Origin of the sequence: Pseudonocardia sp. (assembly GCF_050250275.1) — a bacterium.
Classification (GTDB): Bacteria; Actinomycetota; Actinomycetes; order Mycobacteriales; family Pseudonocardiaceae; genus Pseudonocardia.
In genome coordinates, this window is record NZ_JBFWOY010000001.1 from 47,051 (window position 1) to 61,381 (window position 14,331).

General features: G+C 70.6%; 15 protein-coding genes. All 15 read left to right on the forward strand.

Translation table 11 applies throughout. The annotated features are described in order from the left end of the window. Nucleotides 1–232 precede the first annotated feature (232 nt). The 15 genes from AB7F12_RS00255 (at nt 233) to AB7F12_RS00325 (ending at nt 14,283) form a co-directional block, all read left to right on the forward strand. Nucleotides 233–1,216 (forward strand): ABC transporter substrate-binding protein, encoded by a 984-nt coding sequence (locus AB7F12_RS00255; protein ID WP_428499857.1) that lies wholly within the window; start codon nt 233–235, stop codon nt 1,214–1,216. Next, entirely contained in the window at nt 1,213–2,046 is an 834-nt protein-coding gene (locus AB7F12_RS00260) for an ABC transporter permease (RefSeq protein ID WP_428499858.1), read from the forward strand. The genes AB7F12_RS00255 and AB7F12_RS00260 overlap by 4 nt, the downstream gene beginning before the upstream one ends. Beyond that, the gene (locus tag AB7F12_RS00265; protein ID WP_428499859.1) at nt 2,039–2,935 is read left to right on the forward strand and encodes an ABC transporter permease; all 897 of its coding nucleotides are present in this window, start codon (nt 2,039–2,041) and stop codon (nt 2,933–2,935) included. Before AB7F12_RS00260 ends, AB7F12_RS00265 begins: the two co-directional genes overlap by 8 nt. Before the next feature lie 50 nt (nt 2,936–2,985). Next, nucleotides 2,986–3,819 (forward strand): ABC transporter ATP-binding protein, encoded by an 834-nt coding sequence (locus tag AB7F12_RS00270; protein WP_428499860.1) that lies wholly within the window; start codon nt 2,986–2,988, stop codon nt 3,817–3,819. Next, nucleotides 3,816–4,982, forward strand: a complete 1,167-nt coding sequence (locus AB7F12_RS00275; RefSeq protein WP_428498625.1) for a mandelate racemase/muconate lactonizing enzyme family protein — start codon at nt 3,816–3,818, stop codon at nt 4,980–4,982. The genes AB7F12_RS00270 and AB7F12_RS00275 overlap by 4 nt, the downstream gene beginning before the upstream one ends. 197 nt (nt 4,983–5,179) lie before the next feature. Further along, complete coding sequence (locus AB7F12_RS00280) at nt 5,180–6,250, forward strand: TauD/TfdA family dioxygenase (RefSeq protein ID WP_428498624.1); 1,071 nt, start codon at nt 5,180–5,182, stop codon at nt 6,248–6,250. A 226-nt stretch (nt 6,251–6,476) separates the two neighbouring features. Beyond that, on the forward strand, nt 6,477–7,328 hold the full coding sequence (locus AB7F12_RS00285) for a fumarylacetoacetate hydrolase family protein (RefSeq protein ID WP_428498623.1): 852 nt from the start codon (nt 6,477–6,479) through the stop codon (nt 7,326–7,328). 44 nt (nt 7,329–7,372) lie between these two features. After that, nucleotides 7,373–8,524: an amidohydrolase family protein gene (locus tag AB7F12_RS00290; protein WP_428498622.1), complete on the forward strand. Its 1,152-nt coding sequence runs from the start codon at nt 7,373–7,375 to the stop codon at nt 8,522–8,524. A 7-nt stretch (nt 8,525–8,531) separates the two neighbouring features. Beyond that, complete coding sequence (locus tag AB7F12_RS00295) at nt 8,532–9,317, forward strand: aldolase/citrate lyase family protein (protein WP_428498621.1); 786 nt, start codon at nt 8,532–8,534, stop codon at nt 9,315–9,317. Then, complete coding sequence (locus AB7F12_RS00300; protein WP_428498620.1) at nt 9,314–9,709, forward strand: AraC family ligand binding domain-containing protein; 396 nt, start codon at nt 9,314–9,316, stop codon at nt 9,707–9,709. The genes AB7F12_RS00295 and AB7F12_RS00300 overlap by 4 nt, the downstream gene beginning before the upstream one ends. Nucleotides 9,710–9,750: 41 nt before the next feature. Next, nucleotides 9,751–10,065 (forward strand): ferredoxin, encoded by a 315-nt coding sequence (gene fdxA / locus AB7F12_RS00305; protein ID WP_428498619.1) that lies wholly within the window; start codon nt 9,751–9,753, stop codon nt 10,063–10,065. A 127-nt stretch (nt 10,066–10,192) separates the two neighbouring features. Further along, complete coding sequence (locus AB7F12_RS00310; RefSeq protein ID WP_428498618.1) at nt 10,193–10,915, forward strand: IclR family transcriptional regulator; 723 nt, start codon at nt 10,193–10,195, stop codon at nt 10,913–10,915. A 223-nt stretch (nt 10,916–11,138) separates the two neighbouring features. Next, on the forward strand, nt 11,139–12,578 hold the full coding sequence (locus AB7F12_RS00315) for an aromatic ring-hydroxylating oxygenase subunit alpha (protein WP_428498617.1): 1,440 nt from the start codon (nt 11,139–11,141) through the stop codon (nt 12,576–12,578). Beyond that, entirely contained in the window at nt 12,575–13,081 is a 507-nt protein-coding gene (locus tag AB7F12_RS00320) for an aromatic-ring-hydroxylating dioxygenase subunit beta (protein ID WP_428498616.1), read from the forward strand. The genes AB7F12_RS00315 and AB7F12_RS00320 overlap by 4 nt, the downstream gene beginning before the upstream one ends. Continuing rightward, entirely contained in the window at nt 13,078–14,283 is a 1,206-nt protein-coding gene (locus AB7F12_RS00325) for a VOC family protein (protein ID WP_428498615.1), read from the forward strand. Before AB7F12_RS00320 ends, AB7F12_RS00325 begins: the two co-directional genes overlap by 4 nt. Nucleotides 14,284–14,331 lie beyond the last annotated feature (48 nt).

A 14,331-nucleotide genomic window follows, 5' to 3' on the forward strand; every position in this document is an offset into this window, starting at 1 on the left:
CGAGGTCTCTTCGCAACCCCGCTGCCGTATTGATTGACACGACGTCGTATCGCAATACAAGATGGCGCCACCTCGGCCACCCCTCCACGAACGTGGCGAACGTCGCTCGACGGTCGATACGGGACTCGGTAAGCATGTGTTCGTCCGAACCCGCTACGGCGGCGGAACAGACAGAAGGCGCAGCCGGGAGCCGCGCCACCGACGGCCGTTCCACCACACAACGGAGTGCCCCATGAATCGACGTCTCAAGTGGGTGGCCACCGCGGTCGCATCGGTGCTCGCCGTCGCGACACTGGCCGGATGCGGATCATCGACCGAAGAGGTGACCGCAAGCGAATCCGGCCGGATCCCCCTGCGCGTCACCAGCCTCGGCCTCTGCAACGAGATTGCGCTCTACGCCCACGACGCCGGGATCTTCCAGAAGCACGGCCTCGACGTGGAGCTCGTCAAGTCCACGGGCGGGAACGCCGGTATCGCGGCGGTCCAGTCGGGATCGGCCGACGTCGCATTCGTCAGCTCGGCGGCCATCTTCAACGCACTTGCCCAGGGTCTGCCGCTCACGATCGTCTCCGGCAGCGGCGTCTCGACGCCCGAGAGCCACGGCGTGATCGTCGCCACCGACTCCCCGGTACGTGGTCCCGCAGACCTGTCGGGCAAGACGGTCGCCGTCAACGAGCTGACCGGCACCGGCGCCGTCCTCACCTCCCGCTGGATCACCGACGCCGGCGGCGACGCACCGAAGTTCACCGCGCTGCCCTTCCCCGAGCTCGCCACCGCCGTCGCCAACAAGGCTGTCGAGGGCGCGCAGGTCACGTCGACCGAGGTGTTCGAGGTGACCAAGGCCGGTACCGGCCGATCGATCGGCAACCCGATCTTCGATGCTGCCGGCGGCGCCACCCCGACCGCGCTCTACGCCACGTCGAACGACTTCCTGGCCAAGAACCAGAAGGCCGTCGTGCAGTTCACCGACGCGATGGACGAGGCCGCGACCGCGGGCAACGACAAGGCCAACAACGCCCAGAAGTTCGACATCTTCGCCAAGTACTGCAAGCGGCCCGCCGCGGACCTCGCCCAGATCGCCGAGCAGGGCTACGCCGGACGCATCGACCGCGACTCCTTCATGCGGATGAAGTCGATCCTCGCCGAGACCAAGGCCATCCCGGCCGATTTCCCCGTCGAGACCAAGGTCGCCGACTTCGCCTGGACCACCGGATGACCGCGGCGTCGGCGACGAGCCGGCGGACGCAGGTACCTCCCGGTTCGTCCCGCGCCGCCACGGCCGCCCAGCTCAACCGGGCCCAGCGGGTCGGGCTCGGCATCCTCGGCACCGGCTCGCTGATCGCGCTCTGGCAGCTCGGCGCGTCCACCGGCGTCATCCCGCCGTCGGCCCTCCCCGGGCCGGCGGTGGTGGCCGGGGCCCTGCCCGGTGTACTCACCAGCGGCGAGTTCCTCGGCGCCCTCGGCGACACCCTGCTCACCTGGCTGATCGCGCTCGCCCTCGGCAGCGCAGCAGGCATCGTCATCGGCCTGGTGACCAGTTCGATCCCGTTCCTGCGCAGGCCCTCGATGGTCGTCGTCAACGTCGCGCGGGCCGTCCCCGCCACCGCGCTGCTGCCGATCGCCATCCTGATGTTCGGGCTGGCGACGGAGATGAAGGTCGCCATCGCGTTCTGGGCGATCCTCTGGCCGATCATCATCAACACCAGCTACGGCGTGCTCGGCACCGAGCCGCTGCGCCTCGACGCCGCGCGCTCGATGCGCTGGCCGTGGTGGCGCCGCCAGGTGTACGTGACGCTGCCCAGCGCGCTGCCGTCGATCCTCACCGGCGTGCGGGTCGCGACGGGTACAGCGCTCGTCGTCGTCATCGCCGCCGAGCTGCTCGGCGCCCGTTCCGGGGTCGGGACGTTCCTGCGGCTGTACCAGCAGGCCCTGCGCCCCGACATCGTCTACGCGGCCGTGATCGTCGTCGGCCTGCTCGGTGCGCTCCTCTACACCGTGCTGGTCCGTCTCGAGCGTCGCGCCGTCGGTTGGAGGGCCAGTGCCTGACCCGTCCGGGGCCACGTCCACGCTGGCGCCGTCACCACCACCCGCCGACGACCCGGCGACGCCCGTACGCCTCCCGCGCCGCAAGCGCCCCTTCGGCCGCCGGATCGTGAGCGGGGTGAGCAGCCTGTGGCTGCTCGTCGCGATCGCGATCCTGTGGCAGGTCGTCGCCACCCTCAGCCCGACGCTGTACTTCCCGCCGCTGTCGAAGATCTTCGTGCAGTTCGGCAACGACTGGTTCGCGGCCGACCCGTCGTCGCTGTTCCTGTCGCAGCACTTCTTCGACGCGGCCGTGCCCAGCCTGCGGCGCCTCGCGCAGGGTTGGGGCCTCGCGCTGGTCGTCGGCATCCCGGTCGGCATCCTGCTGGGCCGCAGCGCGGTCGCCGCGGCCATGTACTTCCCGTTCATCCGGTTCTGGCTGGCCGAGCCGAAGTCGGCGATCATCCCGGTCGCCGTCCAGATCTTCGGCATCGCCGACAGCATGAACGTCTTCCTGATCTTCGTCGGCACCGTGGGGCTCATCATCGTCAACACCGCCGACGGAGTCGCGGGTGTCGACCGGATGACTCTGCAGACGGCACGCAGCCTGCGGGTATCGCCGTTCACGCTGTACCGCCGCGTCCTCGTGCCCGCCGCGATGCCGGGCATCCTCACCGGCGTCCGCGTCAGCATCGGCGTCGCGCTGATCCTCATGGTGATCTCCGAGCTGTACGCGACGACGGCGGGCGTCGGCTACGAGATCCTGCTCAACCAGCAGTCGTTCAAGTTCCTGCAGATGTGGTCGGCGTTCCTGCTGATCGGCGTGATCAGCGTGCTCCTCAACGTCGTCCTCGAGCTCATCGAGAAGCGGGTGCTGCGCTGGCAGCGCCGGGAGGGGCTGAGCGGCCAATGACCATCCTCGCGACATCGCGACGACTCACGCCGAACGGAGCGAAGGCACCGATGGATCTCCACGTCGAAGGCGTCAAGAAGGTCTACGGGGACGGCCCCTCGGCCCGACTCGCGCTCGACGAGACCTCGTTCGTCATCGAGAGCGGACAGTTCGTCTCGATCGTCGGCCCGTCCGGCTGCGGCAAGTCGACCCTGCTGATGATGATGGCCGGGCTGCTCACCCCCACCGCCGGCGGGATCCGCCTGGGCGACAAGGCCATCTCCGGGCCGCCGCCCGGCGTGGCCGTCGTCTTCCAGGACTACGGACGCTCGCTGTTCCCGTGGATGACGGTCGGCAAGAACCTGTCGATGGCCGCGGCCGCCGACAAGCTGCCCAAGGCCGAGGTGGCCCGCCGCGTCGACGAGGCGCTGAAGGCCGTCGACCTCGCCGGGACGCAGGCGCTCTACCCGTGGCAGATGTCGGGCGGCATGCAGCAGCGCGTCGCGATCGCCCGCGCGCTGGTCGTCGAACCGACCGTGATGCTCATGGACGAGCCGCTCGCCGCTGTCGACGCCCAGACCCGCGCCGATCTGGAGGACCTGGTCCTGGCGCTGCGCGACCGCTACAACATGACCGTCGCGATGGTCACCCACGACATCGACGAGGCCGTCTACGTGGCCGACCGGGTCATCGTCCTGGCCGCGCATCCGGGACGGTTGATCGCCGACATCCCGGTCGACCTGGGGCGTCGCGACCAGCTCACCACGAAGGCGGAGCCCGAGTTCGTGAAGCGCCGCGCCGAGGTGTTCACCCTCGTCCGGCGGCCCGCGGCCACGCCCTCCGCGGCCGAGGAGGACGCCGGCGTGCGCGACCGCGACGCACACCCGACCGAGCTGAAGGCATGAGGATCCGGTCGATCGAGCCGATCCCGATCACGTTCCCGCTGCGCCGGGAGCCGATGTCGCTGCTGTTCGTCAAGATCACCACCGACGACGGGCTCGTCGGCTACGGCGAGGCCTGCGACAGCTACGGCTGCTCCTACGCCTCGGTGCTGGCCACCCTGATCCGCGACGTCTACGACCCGCTGCTCGTGGGCGAGGAGCTCGTCGCGGTCGAGCCGCTCACCGAGAAGCTGCGGATGACCACCCGGCGCCGCCTCGGCGACGTGTGGATCGCCGCGCAGGCACGCAGCGCCGTCGAGATCGCGCTGTGGGACCTGCTGGGCAAGGCCGCCGGCCGGTCGGTCAGCGCGCTGATCGGGCGGGTCCGCGACTCCGTCGAGATCTACGCGTCGTCGACGTTCCTCGACGAGGGCCCGGCCGGCTTCCACCACGAGCTGATCTCCCGGGCCACCGAGCGCGGCGTGACCAAGGCGAAGGTGCGTCTCGGCCCGGTCTGGCACGACGACCTGCGTGTCCTCACCGAGCTGCGCGAGCTACTGCCCGACGCCATCGAGCTGATGATCGACGGCAGCGAGACGTACACGCAGGCGACGACGGTCGAGATCTCGCGACACCTGGCAGATCTGGGCATCCGGTGGTTCGAGGAGCCCATGCCGCAGACGGCGCGGGCCGGTATCGCGCTCGCGACCCGGGCGAGCGCGGTCCCGATCGCCTACGGCGAGCACCTGTTCGGCGTCGAGGAGGCGATCGAGGTCCTGGAGAGCGGGGTGTCGGTGCTGCAACCCGACGCCGCGGTCAACGGGGGCATCTCGGTGGCGCGCCGAATGGCGCAGGTCGCGGCGTCGCGCTACGGCGCCCGCGTAGTCCCGCACGTCTCGGCGGGTCCGCTGGCCCTGGCCGCGAACCTGCACCTGGCCGCGACGGTGCCCGCGATCCGACTCGTCGAGTACTCCCTGAACCTCGTCCCGGCGCACGAGGAGCTCGCCGTGGGCGCCGAGCTCGGGCTGGACCAGGTCGTCGACGGCATGCTGCCGATCCCCGATCGCCCCGGCCTGGGCGTCGACCTCGACGAGGCCACCGCCGCGCGGCATCCCTACACCGCTCCGCGCGGTCGCGTCGTCGGCACGGCGAAGGGGCTTCTCGACCGGTTCAACGGAGACGTCTGACGACGGTGCACCCAGGGAGGTGAGGACGACGCATCCGCATCCGCGCCGCCGGTCGGCGCCCAAACGTCACGGCCTGCGCCACGGCACGGCCGTGAACGGGATCTACGCGCACTTCTGATCGGGACGCACCCGGACCCACGCGCGGCAGCCAGTGCCCACGGCGGGTCGAGCAACCCCCCGACCACCGAGGAACACGTATGTCCATCACGACCTCTCAGCCCGTCACCGGCCCCGCTGTGTGGCGCGGCGACGAGCTGTCCACCCGCACCGACTGGATCCACCGCCTGACCGCCGACGAGCTCGCCGAGCTGGAGGCGGTCGGCGCGCGCTTCGTGGCCGACGACCCCGACCTGCGGCGCGTCACCGCCGACGACTACCCACTGCCGGTGTGCCGCCCGGCTGTCGACGAGTGGGCCCGTGCCCTCGACGGCGGTCGCGGTTTCGTCCTGGTCCGTGGTCTGCGCGTCGCCGAGTACACCGACGCGCTGTCCGGGGCGATCTACTTCGTCCTGGGGCTGCACCTGGGCGTCCCCATGCAGCTCAACCAGATGGGGGACCTGCTCGACCACGTCCGGGCGACGTCGGACAAGAAGCGCGACGACCCCACTGCGCTCGGATCGGCGATCCGCGACAGCCTCAACTTCCACTCCGACTCCAGCGACGTCGTGGGCCTGCTGTGCCTGCGCCCGGCGAAGGAGGGCGGGGCGAGCAGCCTGATCTGCGCGGCGACGATCTACAACACCGTGCTGGAACAGCGGCCCGACCTCGCGCCGTTGATGTTCGAGACGTGGCACTGGGACTGGTACAAGCAGGACCACGACGCGCCCGCGAACACCTACACCTCGCCGATGGTGTGCGTCGTCGACGGCGTCTTCAGCATGTACGCCGGCAATCGGATCATCCGCTCCGCCCAGGACTACGAGGAGGTCCCCCGGCTGGCCCCGCAGCAGGAGGAGCTGCTCGACCTGCTCGACGCGATCCTGGGCCACGACGGGCTCGTCCTGCACATGGACTTCCAGCCCGGTGACATCCAGTGGCTGTCCAACCATGCCGCCCTGCACTCGCGCACGGCGTTCGTCGACCATCCCGAGCCCGAGCGGCGGCGGCACCTGATGCGGCTGTGGCTCAAGCGGGGGACGCGCCCGCTCGTGGCGGGATTCGGCAAGCACGTCGTCAAGGAGCAGGGTGCGGCCGACGGTCCCGGCCATCCCGATGGTCACCACCGCATCGGGCAGGTCACGCAGCCCCGGTTGGACTGGGGCACCTGACGCCGACCCTCCCGGACCTTCCCGTGCCGGCCGACCGTCTCGCGACGGTCGGCCGGTGCGCGCGTACCTGCCGCGTGACGGTGTTCGCCCCGCCACGGCTGTTCGGCATTCGACCAGCGGTTCTGCTGTCGATGCCGCCCTTCCCGAAGCACGCTCCGTCTCATCATCCGCGATGGCATCACGTAATAGTTGACAAGACGCCGTCTCGCATCGAAAGATGCGACGTATGGACGTCCTTGCCACCCGATGGGGGGTCGCGCGCCGTGACGGCACCGAAGTCGCACTCCTCGACCTCCCCCACCGGGACCTCGGCGAACTGGTCCGCGCGACCGGATCGCTGCACGACGCGCACCTCGCGCCCGTCACCCGACGGCTCCCGCTCGACGAGGCCGTCGCCGGCCTCGTCGCCCCGCTCGGCGCGATCGGCACCGTCTGGGGCGTCGGGATGAACTACCACAGCAAGGCCCGGCTCACCGGCCGCCCGATCCCCGTCGAACCGACGCTCTACACCTGCGCCGCGTCGGCGGTCGCCACGTCCGGCGACGCGCTCCTCTTCCCCGACGGCTGCACCGAGCAGCTCGACGGCGAGGCCGAGATCGCCGTCGTCGTCGGCCGCCGGATGTACCGCGTCGACGCCCGCGACGCCTGGTCGCACGTCGCCGGGATCACCGCCGCCAACGACCTCACCGCCCGCGACGTCATGGTCCGGACCGGCAACCCGACGCTCGCCAAGAGCTTCCCCGGCTGCACCCCGATCGGTGCGTCCGTGCTGCCCGCCGAGGCCGTCGCCGACCCCGACGCGATCGGGGTTCGCGGCCTCGTCGACGGCGTCCTGCGCCAGGACTCGACCAGCGCCGACATGATCTGGCCGATCACCGAGCTGCTCTCCCGCATCTCCTGGTTCGCAGCGCTCGAACCCGGCGACGTCCTGCTCACCGGCACGCCCGCCGGCACCGGTCAGGACCGCGGCACCTTCCTCACACCCGGCTCGACGCTGACCGTCGAGGTCGACGGCGTCCTGCCGCTGCACACGTCGATCGCGCTGTCCCCCGTCCCGGACACGCTCACACCGGCCTGACCGGCATCACGCGCCCACACACCCACCCACCCCCGGAGTTCCCCATGAACGCAGGCGCCCACGACATCGTCCTGAAGGGCGGCCGCGTCCTCGATCCCGCCCAGGGGATCGACGGCCGGTTCGACGTCGCGATCCGCGACGGACGCATCAGCGAGGTCTCCGAGACCGTCACCGGACCTGCCACCGAGACGATCGACTGCACCGGGCGGATCGTTCTCCCCGGCCTGGTCGAGGGACACACCCACATCTTCCAGCACGTCAGCAAGGTCGGCGCCGACCCCGTCGAGGCGCATCTGCGCCGCGGCGTCGTCGCCGCCGCCGACGCCGGGACCGCCGGTGCATCGACGTTCGCCGCGTTCCGCAAGCTCGTCGTCGAACCGAGCGGGATGCGCATCCTCAGCTTCCTCAACGTCTCGGTCCTGGGCCTGATCGACTTCCGGTTCGGCGAGCTGATGAACCCCGACACGCTCGTCCCCGAGGACGCCCTCGCCGTCGCCAAGGACCACCCGGAGATCGTGCGCGGCTTCAAGATCCGGCTGTCCGAGGACGTCGTCGGCGACAACTGGCGCGAGCTGCTCGACCGCTCGCTCGCCGTCGGCGACGAGGCCGGCTTGCCGGTCATGGTGCACATCGGCGAGACGTCCGAGCCGCTCGACGTCGTGCTGCCGCTGCTGCGGGCGGGCGACATCGTGGCCCACTGCTACACGGGCAAGCCGCACAACATCCTCGCCGACGGCATGGTCATGCCGGCCGTCGCCGAGGCCCGCGAGCGCGGCGTCCTGTTCGACTCCGCACACGGCAAGTCCAACCTGTCCTTCGACATCGCGAAGGTCGCCATCGCCGAAGGCTTCCTGCCCGACATCGCATCGTCGGACACCAGCGCCCGGAACTGGCGCGGCCCCGTCTACGACCTCTTGACCAGCATCTCCAAGCTGGTCGCCCTCGGCGCCCCACTCGACGAGATCATCAAGCGCGCGACGATCGACCCGGCCCGGCTGCTGGGCATCGCCGACGAGGGCTACGGCAGCCTGGAGGCGGGCACCGCCGCGCACGTCACCGTCATCGAGGAGGTCTCCGACCAGGTCCTCCCCGACGCCGCCGGCAACAGCATCGTCGCGCCCCGGTTCGAGCCGGTCACCGTCCTGCACAACGGGGCGCCCGTCGAGCTCGTGCCGTGGCGCGGCTCGGCGGCCTGACCCGGCCATGACCAACGTCCACCGGAGCCGCGCGCGGCTGCGCCACCTGCTTGCGCAGGGCCGCCGCGTCGTCGGCACCTTCGTCAAGCTCACCCCGACCGACGTCCTCGAGGCCGTCGCCGGGGCGGGCTGGGACCTGGCCGTCGTCGACCTGGAGCACTCCGGTCTCACCGACGGCGAGGCCCTCGCGCTCGTGCGGCACGGCGACGCACTGGGGCTGCCCGTCGTCGTCCGGGTGCCGACGGTCGACCGGGCGCTGGTCAACCGACTGTTGGAAGCGGGGGCGGCGGGCATCCAGCTGTCGTCGCTGGCGAGCCTGGCCCAGCTCGACGCACTGCGCGCCGCCGCCCACTACAGCCCCGCCGGCGACCGATCGGTGAGCCTCGGCCACAGGGCGGCCGGCTACGGCGGCACCAGGCTGCGTGGCTACCTGGACGCCGAGCGGGAGAACCCACCACTGCTCGTCGGCCAGATCGAGGGGCCGACCGCCGACCCGGTGGAGACGCTCGCCGCCGGGCTCGACGTCGTGTTCGTCGGGACCACCGACCTGCAGGTCGCGCTCGGCCTCGACCCCGCGGTCCGTACCGACGCCGACAGGCTGCGCGACGAGATCGCCGGCATCGAACGGGCCGCGGCCGCGGCGGGCGTCGCGTTCGGCGGCTGGGCCCCGGCCGGCTCCGCGGTCGACGGGCTGGGCCTCACCACTGCGACCTATGTCCTGCTGGGCTCGGACCTGCAGCTGCTCGGCACCGCACTGGCCGCCCATCGACCCGAGACCGTGGAGGAACCATGACCGAGCAGGCCCGCAACCCGCTGCTGTACGGCCTCGCCGTGAACTGGGACGAGCTCCCCGAGGTGACCGTGCGGCCCGGCGTGCATCGCAAGCTCTACTCGACCGACGAGGTCATGATCGCCTGGCACCGGCTCGAAGCCGGCATGGACCTCAACCCGCACAGCCACGACGACTTCGACCAGCTCGTCTACATCGCGGAGGGGACCTGCGACTACCACGTCGCGGGGACGCCGCACCGGATGACGGCCGGCTCGCTGCTGCTGGTGCCGCGGGGCTCGTCGCACCACATCGTCCCGATCGGGGGCGACTGCATCAACATCGACATCTTCTGCCCGCCGCGCGCCGACTTCCTCGCGGAGCTGCGCGCGCAGGAGTCCTCCGCCGTCTCCTGAGAACGACCCTCCCGTACCGCCTTGTGAAAGATGAACCCCACGTGCCATACGTGATCACGGAGTCCTGCATCGACGAGATGGACAGGTCCTGCGTCACAGAGTGCCCGGTCGACTGCATCTACGAGGGTGCCCGGATGCTCTACATCCAGCCCGACGAGTGCGTCGAGTGCGGCGCCTGCGAGGCCGTCTGCCCGCAGATGTCGATCTTCCATCACGACGACCTGCCCGCCGCGGCCGCGCACTGGGCCGGCGTCAACGCCGAGTTCTTCGGCGAGCTGGGCTCGCCCGGTGGCGCCCAGGGCATCGGCCGGGTGGGTACCGATCACCCCGCCGTCGCCGAGGCCAGGCCCGCATGAGCGCGTCGTCGTCGATACTGCTCCACGCGCCGTCGTCGACGGTGTGCCACACATGCCGGGAGGTTCGGTGACAACGTTGGGTAATGATGTCCCCCGTGGGGACGCCACGGCGCCCACGATCCAGACCGTGCAACGTGCCGCCGTCATCCTGGACTCGTTCACCCCGGCGAACCCGTTCCTGAGCCTCAACCAGATCACCGAGCGGCTCGGCACCAGTAAAGCCACGGCCCACCGCTACACCAAGGCGCTGCGCGCGGCGAAGCTGCTGCGCTACGACGAGCGCACCGCCCTGTTCTCCCTCGGCCCCCAGGTCCTGACGCTCGGCGCCGCCGCCCGGGCCGGACTGCCGATCATCAGCGCGGCCGAGCCGTTCATGGAGCGGCTGGTGCGTGACGTCAACGAGACCGTCGTCCTGAGCGTGTGGGACGGCGAGTCACCGATCATCGTGCGCTCGGTCGACAACACCGACCGGGTCATCCGGATCAGCGTGCGGATCGGGTCGCGGCTCGATCCCGTGCAGTCGGCACAGGGCAGGGTGTTCTGCACCTGGTCCCCCGACGAGGTGCCCGGCCTGCCGAAGGTGCTGCGACGCGACGCGGAACTCGGGGCCGAGCTGGAGATGATCCGGCGCGACGGTGTCTCGGTGAACGTGCCGGCCGTCAACGGCGTGCGGACGATCGCGGCCCCGGTGTTCCGCGGTCCGGCGCTCGTCGGCGCCATGGCGATCGTGGGGACGACCGCGTCGGTCGAGCCCGCCGGCGACGGTCCACTTGCCAGCGCCCTGCTCACGACGTCGAACGAGCTGTCGGGGTATCTCGGGACCACCGAACCCAACGACGCCGCCGGCTGAGGCACCCCACGCCACTCCCGATCCGCCGCGTCACGGGACGCGGCGGCGCTGTGCCGCGCCCTCGTCGCGACGGGTGCGCGGCCTGCGACGACGCGCCGCGGGGAGTTGACATGCCGCCTGCGTCGCACACAATGGGTGTAGCGACATGCAAGATGCCGTCTCGCATTTTTGAACGCTAGACGGCCAGCCGCCTCCCGCCGGGAGGCAGACGGGAGCACGTGTTGTGACCGAACGCCGAGGTTCGATCGGCGCGGAACGCCAGCGGACCGCGACCGACACTCCCCTGGTCGTCCAGGACTGGGACACACTGACGTTCCGGGTCCACCGCAGCGCCTACCGCGACGAGAACGTCTTCGCCGACGAGCGCGCACGGATCTGGGACCGGAGCTGGCTCTACCTCGGCCACGAGACCGAGATCCCCGAACCGAACGACTTCGTCGTGCGCAACCTGGGCGGCCGACCGCTGATCTTCTGCCGCGACACCGAGGGCGAGCTGCACGCCTTCCTCAACAGCTGCCCGCACCGCGGGACCGTGCTGTGCCGCGAGTCGCGCGGCTCCACCAAGCTCTTCCAGTGCTTCTACCACGCATGGACGTTCCGCAACAACGGCGACGTCGCGGCCATCCCGGACCAGGTCGCCTACTCCGGGGACGACTTCCGCGAGAGCATGGCGCTTCGGCCGGTCGCCCGCCTGGAGACGTTCGAGGGCTTCGTCTTCGTCTCCTTCACCGCCGACGTCCCACCCCTGCACGAGCACCTCGGCGCAGCAGCCGACTACCTCACGATGATCCGTGAGCAGCACGTCGGCGGCATGGAGGTTCTGCCCGGAACGCAGCTCTACAGCGTCAAGGGCAACTGGAAGCTCGGCGTCGAGAACGCGATGGACGGCTACCACTTCTCCCCGACGCACAACACGTTCGTGGGGTACCTGCGCGAGACCGGCTTCGCCGTCGACGACGACGACCAGTACGCCTACAACCTCGGCAACGGCCACTCGTTGCTGATCCTCACCGGCCACGGCGGGCGGATCAGCATGCTGTGGGAGCCGCGCTTCGGCGAGGCCGAGCGCGAGCGCACCGCGGAGCACCGCCGCGAGATGGAGCAACGTCTCGGCTCCGAGCGCGCGCACCTCGTCGCCGACGAGAGCCACATCCTGTTCGTCTTCCCCAACCTGCTCCTGTTCGACCTCGAGGGGCTGTCGATCCGCCAGCTCGAACCGGTCGCCCCCGGCCACACCGATGTCCGCGCCTGGCAGCTCGTGCCCCGCGTCGAGGACGCGGACGTCCGCGACCTGCGGATGCGGACGATGGTCAGTTTCGTCGGCCCCGGCGGGCTCGCGACACCCGACGACATCGAGGCCTACGAGGCCGTCCAGCGTGGCATCGAGGCCACCGCCGGCGACGCCCGCACCGAGCTCGACTACAGCGACATGTCCCGCGGCATGGCCTCCGAGCTCACCGACGACCGCGGCCGCTCCACCGACGAGGGCGCGATGCGCGGCTTCTGGCGGCACTGGGTCCGCACAATCGGTCAGGACCCCGTCGACATCGGGACGCCGCCCCCGCCGCGGGCCGAGCCCGTCCCCCAGCCCAGCAAGCGCCCCCACGGCCTCGACGAGATCCTCGCCGGCCTCGGGGCCGAGGCCCAGGAGGTGACCCGGTGACCATCGCCCACGGGGTACCGACCCGCGTCGTCACCCGGTCCGAGGTCGAGGACTTCCTCTACGCCGAGGCCGACCTCCTCGACGCACAGCGCTACGACGACTGGCTGTCGCTGTTCGTCGAGGGCGCCCGCTCCGAGGTCCCGACGACCGACAACCCGCACCTGCCCGCTGCCGTCAGCGGCTACTTCGTCTGCGACGACTGGAACCTGATCAAGGCCCGGGTCAAGCGGCTCAAGAGCCGCAAGGCCCACGCCGAGAACCCGCCGTCGCTGACCCACCGGATGATCTCCAACGTCCGGCTCGCCGAGCAGGACGGCGACGAGCTGCGCCTCACGGCCAACTTCATCGTCCACCGCTCCCGCGACGGCGGCATGAACTCCTACGTCGGGCGCTACGAACACCGGCTGCGCGTCACTGAGGGCGGCCTGCGCTTCCTGCTCCGTCGCGCCGTCCTCGCCCACGAGCACCTCACCGCAGGCGCCCGACTGAGCTTCATCCTGTGATCCGCCACATCGTCGCCTACCGGTTCAGGCCCGAGGTCACGCCGGAGCAGGCCGCGGCCGTCGTCGCCGCGATGGACGAGTTCCCGGCCCACCATCCCGCAATGATCAACTTCCATAGCGGGGTCAACCGCAGCAACCGCGACGACCGGTTCACCCACGCGTTCACGGTCGAGTTCCGGACCGAGCAGGAGCTGACCGAGTATCTGTCCAGCGAGCGCCACGAGACCTTCGTCGCCGAAGTCTTCCGGCCCGTCGTGGCCGAGCGGGCGATCGTCAGCTACGAGTACTCGCCGAGTGAGGGAGACATGATGACTGCACCGACGCGCCGGCGTGCGCCGTTCGGGATGGAGTACGCCCGCATCGAGGTCCCCGACATCGAGGCGACCATTCAATTCCTGATCTACCACGTCGGCCTCCAACTCGAAGGGCGCACCGACGACCGCGCCTACCTGCGCGCCGACATCGAGCACCACTCCATCGAGCTCATCGCGGCCCCGCACCGCGAGGCCGGGCACACCGTCGCCGTGGGCTTCAGCGTCGAGAACGACGAAGTGCTCGCCGACCTGCAGAAGCGCGTCGCCGACGCCGGCATGGAGATCCGCGACCTCGAGGAGCGGCAGCAGGCCCTGTGCCGGCAGGGGTTCGCAACCGTCGACCCCAACGGCCTGGTCGTCGAGCTGTTCGTCGACTTCCAGGAGTACGCCGAGGCGCCGCACGTCGAGATCCGGCCGCTCGACCTCGTCCACCCGTTCCTGGTCACCGACAACTTCGACGCCACCGTCGCCTTCTACCAGGATGTCCTCGGCTTCATCCCCAGCGACCACGTCGTCGGCTCGACGACCTTCTTCCGCTGCGAGGACCGCTACCACCACAGCCTGGCAATCTCGCGCAACCGCGAGCCGGGGACCTTCGTCGCGCACCTGTGCTTCGCGATGAAGAGCTTCGACCACGTCATGCGGATGCGGGCCCGGGCGCTCTACAAGGGATCCCCGATCGCCTCCGACCTGGTCAACCACTCGGCGTCGACGTCGATCGCGTTCTACCTGCACGACCCGAAGCACGGTCCGCGCTTCGAGCTGTGCGACAGCCACCGCGTCTTCACCCCGGAGGAGCACGAGACGCACCGGGCCCGGCACATGCCGGCCGACCCCCGCAACATCGACGTCTGGCGCCCGGCCGCCGACGACTGGGGCCGGTTCTGAGCGCTCCCTCCGTCCTCGACGTCCTGCGGGTCCTCGCGGCGACGCCCG

Coding starts and splice junctions, on each gene's coding strand:
- AB7F12_RS00280 (WP_428498624.1), top strand. CDS start 5,180: ATGTCCATCACGACCTCTCAGCCCGTCACCGGCCCCGCTGTGTGGCGC.
- AB7F12_RS00300 (WP_428498620.1), top strand. CDS start 9,314: ATGACCGAGCAGGCCCGCAACCCGCTGCTGTACGGCCTCGCCGTGAAC.
- AB7F12_RS00270 (WP_428499860.1), top strand. CDS start 2,986: ATGGATCTCCACGTCGAAGGCGTCAAGAAGGTCTACGGGGACGGCCCC.
- AB7F12_RS00275 (WP_428498625.1), top strand. CDS start 3,816: ATGAGGATCCGGTCGATCGAGCCGATCCCGATCACGTTCCCGCTGCGC.
- AB7F12_RS00285 (WP_428498623.1), top strand. CDS start 6,477: ATGGACGTCCTTGCCACCCGATGGGGGGTCGCGCGCCGTGACGGCACC.
- AB7F12_RS00295 (WP_428498621.1), top strand. CDS start 8,532: ATGACCAACGTCCACCGGAGCCGCGCGCGGCTGCGCCACCTGCTTGCG.
- AB7F12_RS00260 (WP_428499858.1), top strand. CDS start 1,213: ATGACCGCGGCGTCGGCGACGAGCCGGCGGACGCAGGTACCTCCCGGT.
- AB7F12_RS00255 (WP_428499857.1), top strand. CDS start 233: ATGAATCGACGTCTCAAGTGGGTGGCCACCGCGGTCGCATCGGTGCTC.
- AB7F12_RS00290 (WP_428498622.1), top strand. CDS start 7,373: ATGAACGCAGGCGCCCACGACATCGTCCTGAAGGGCGGCCGCGTCCTC.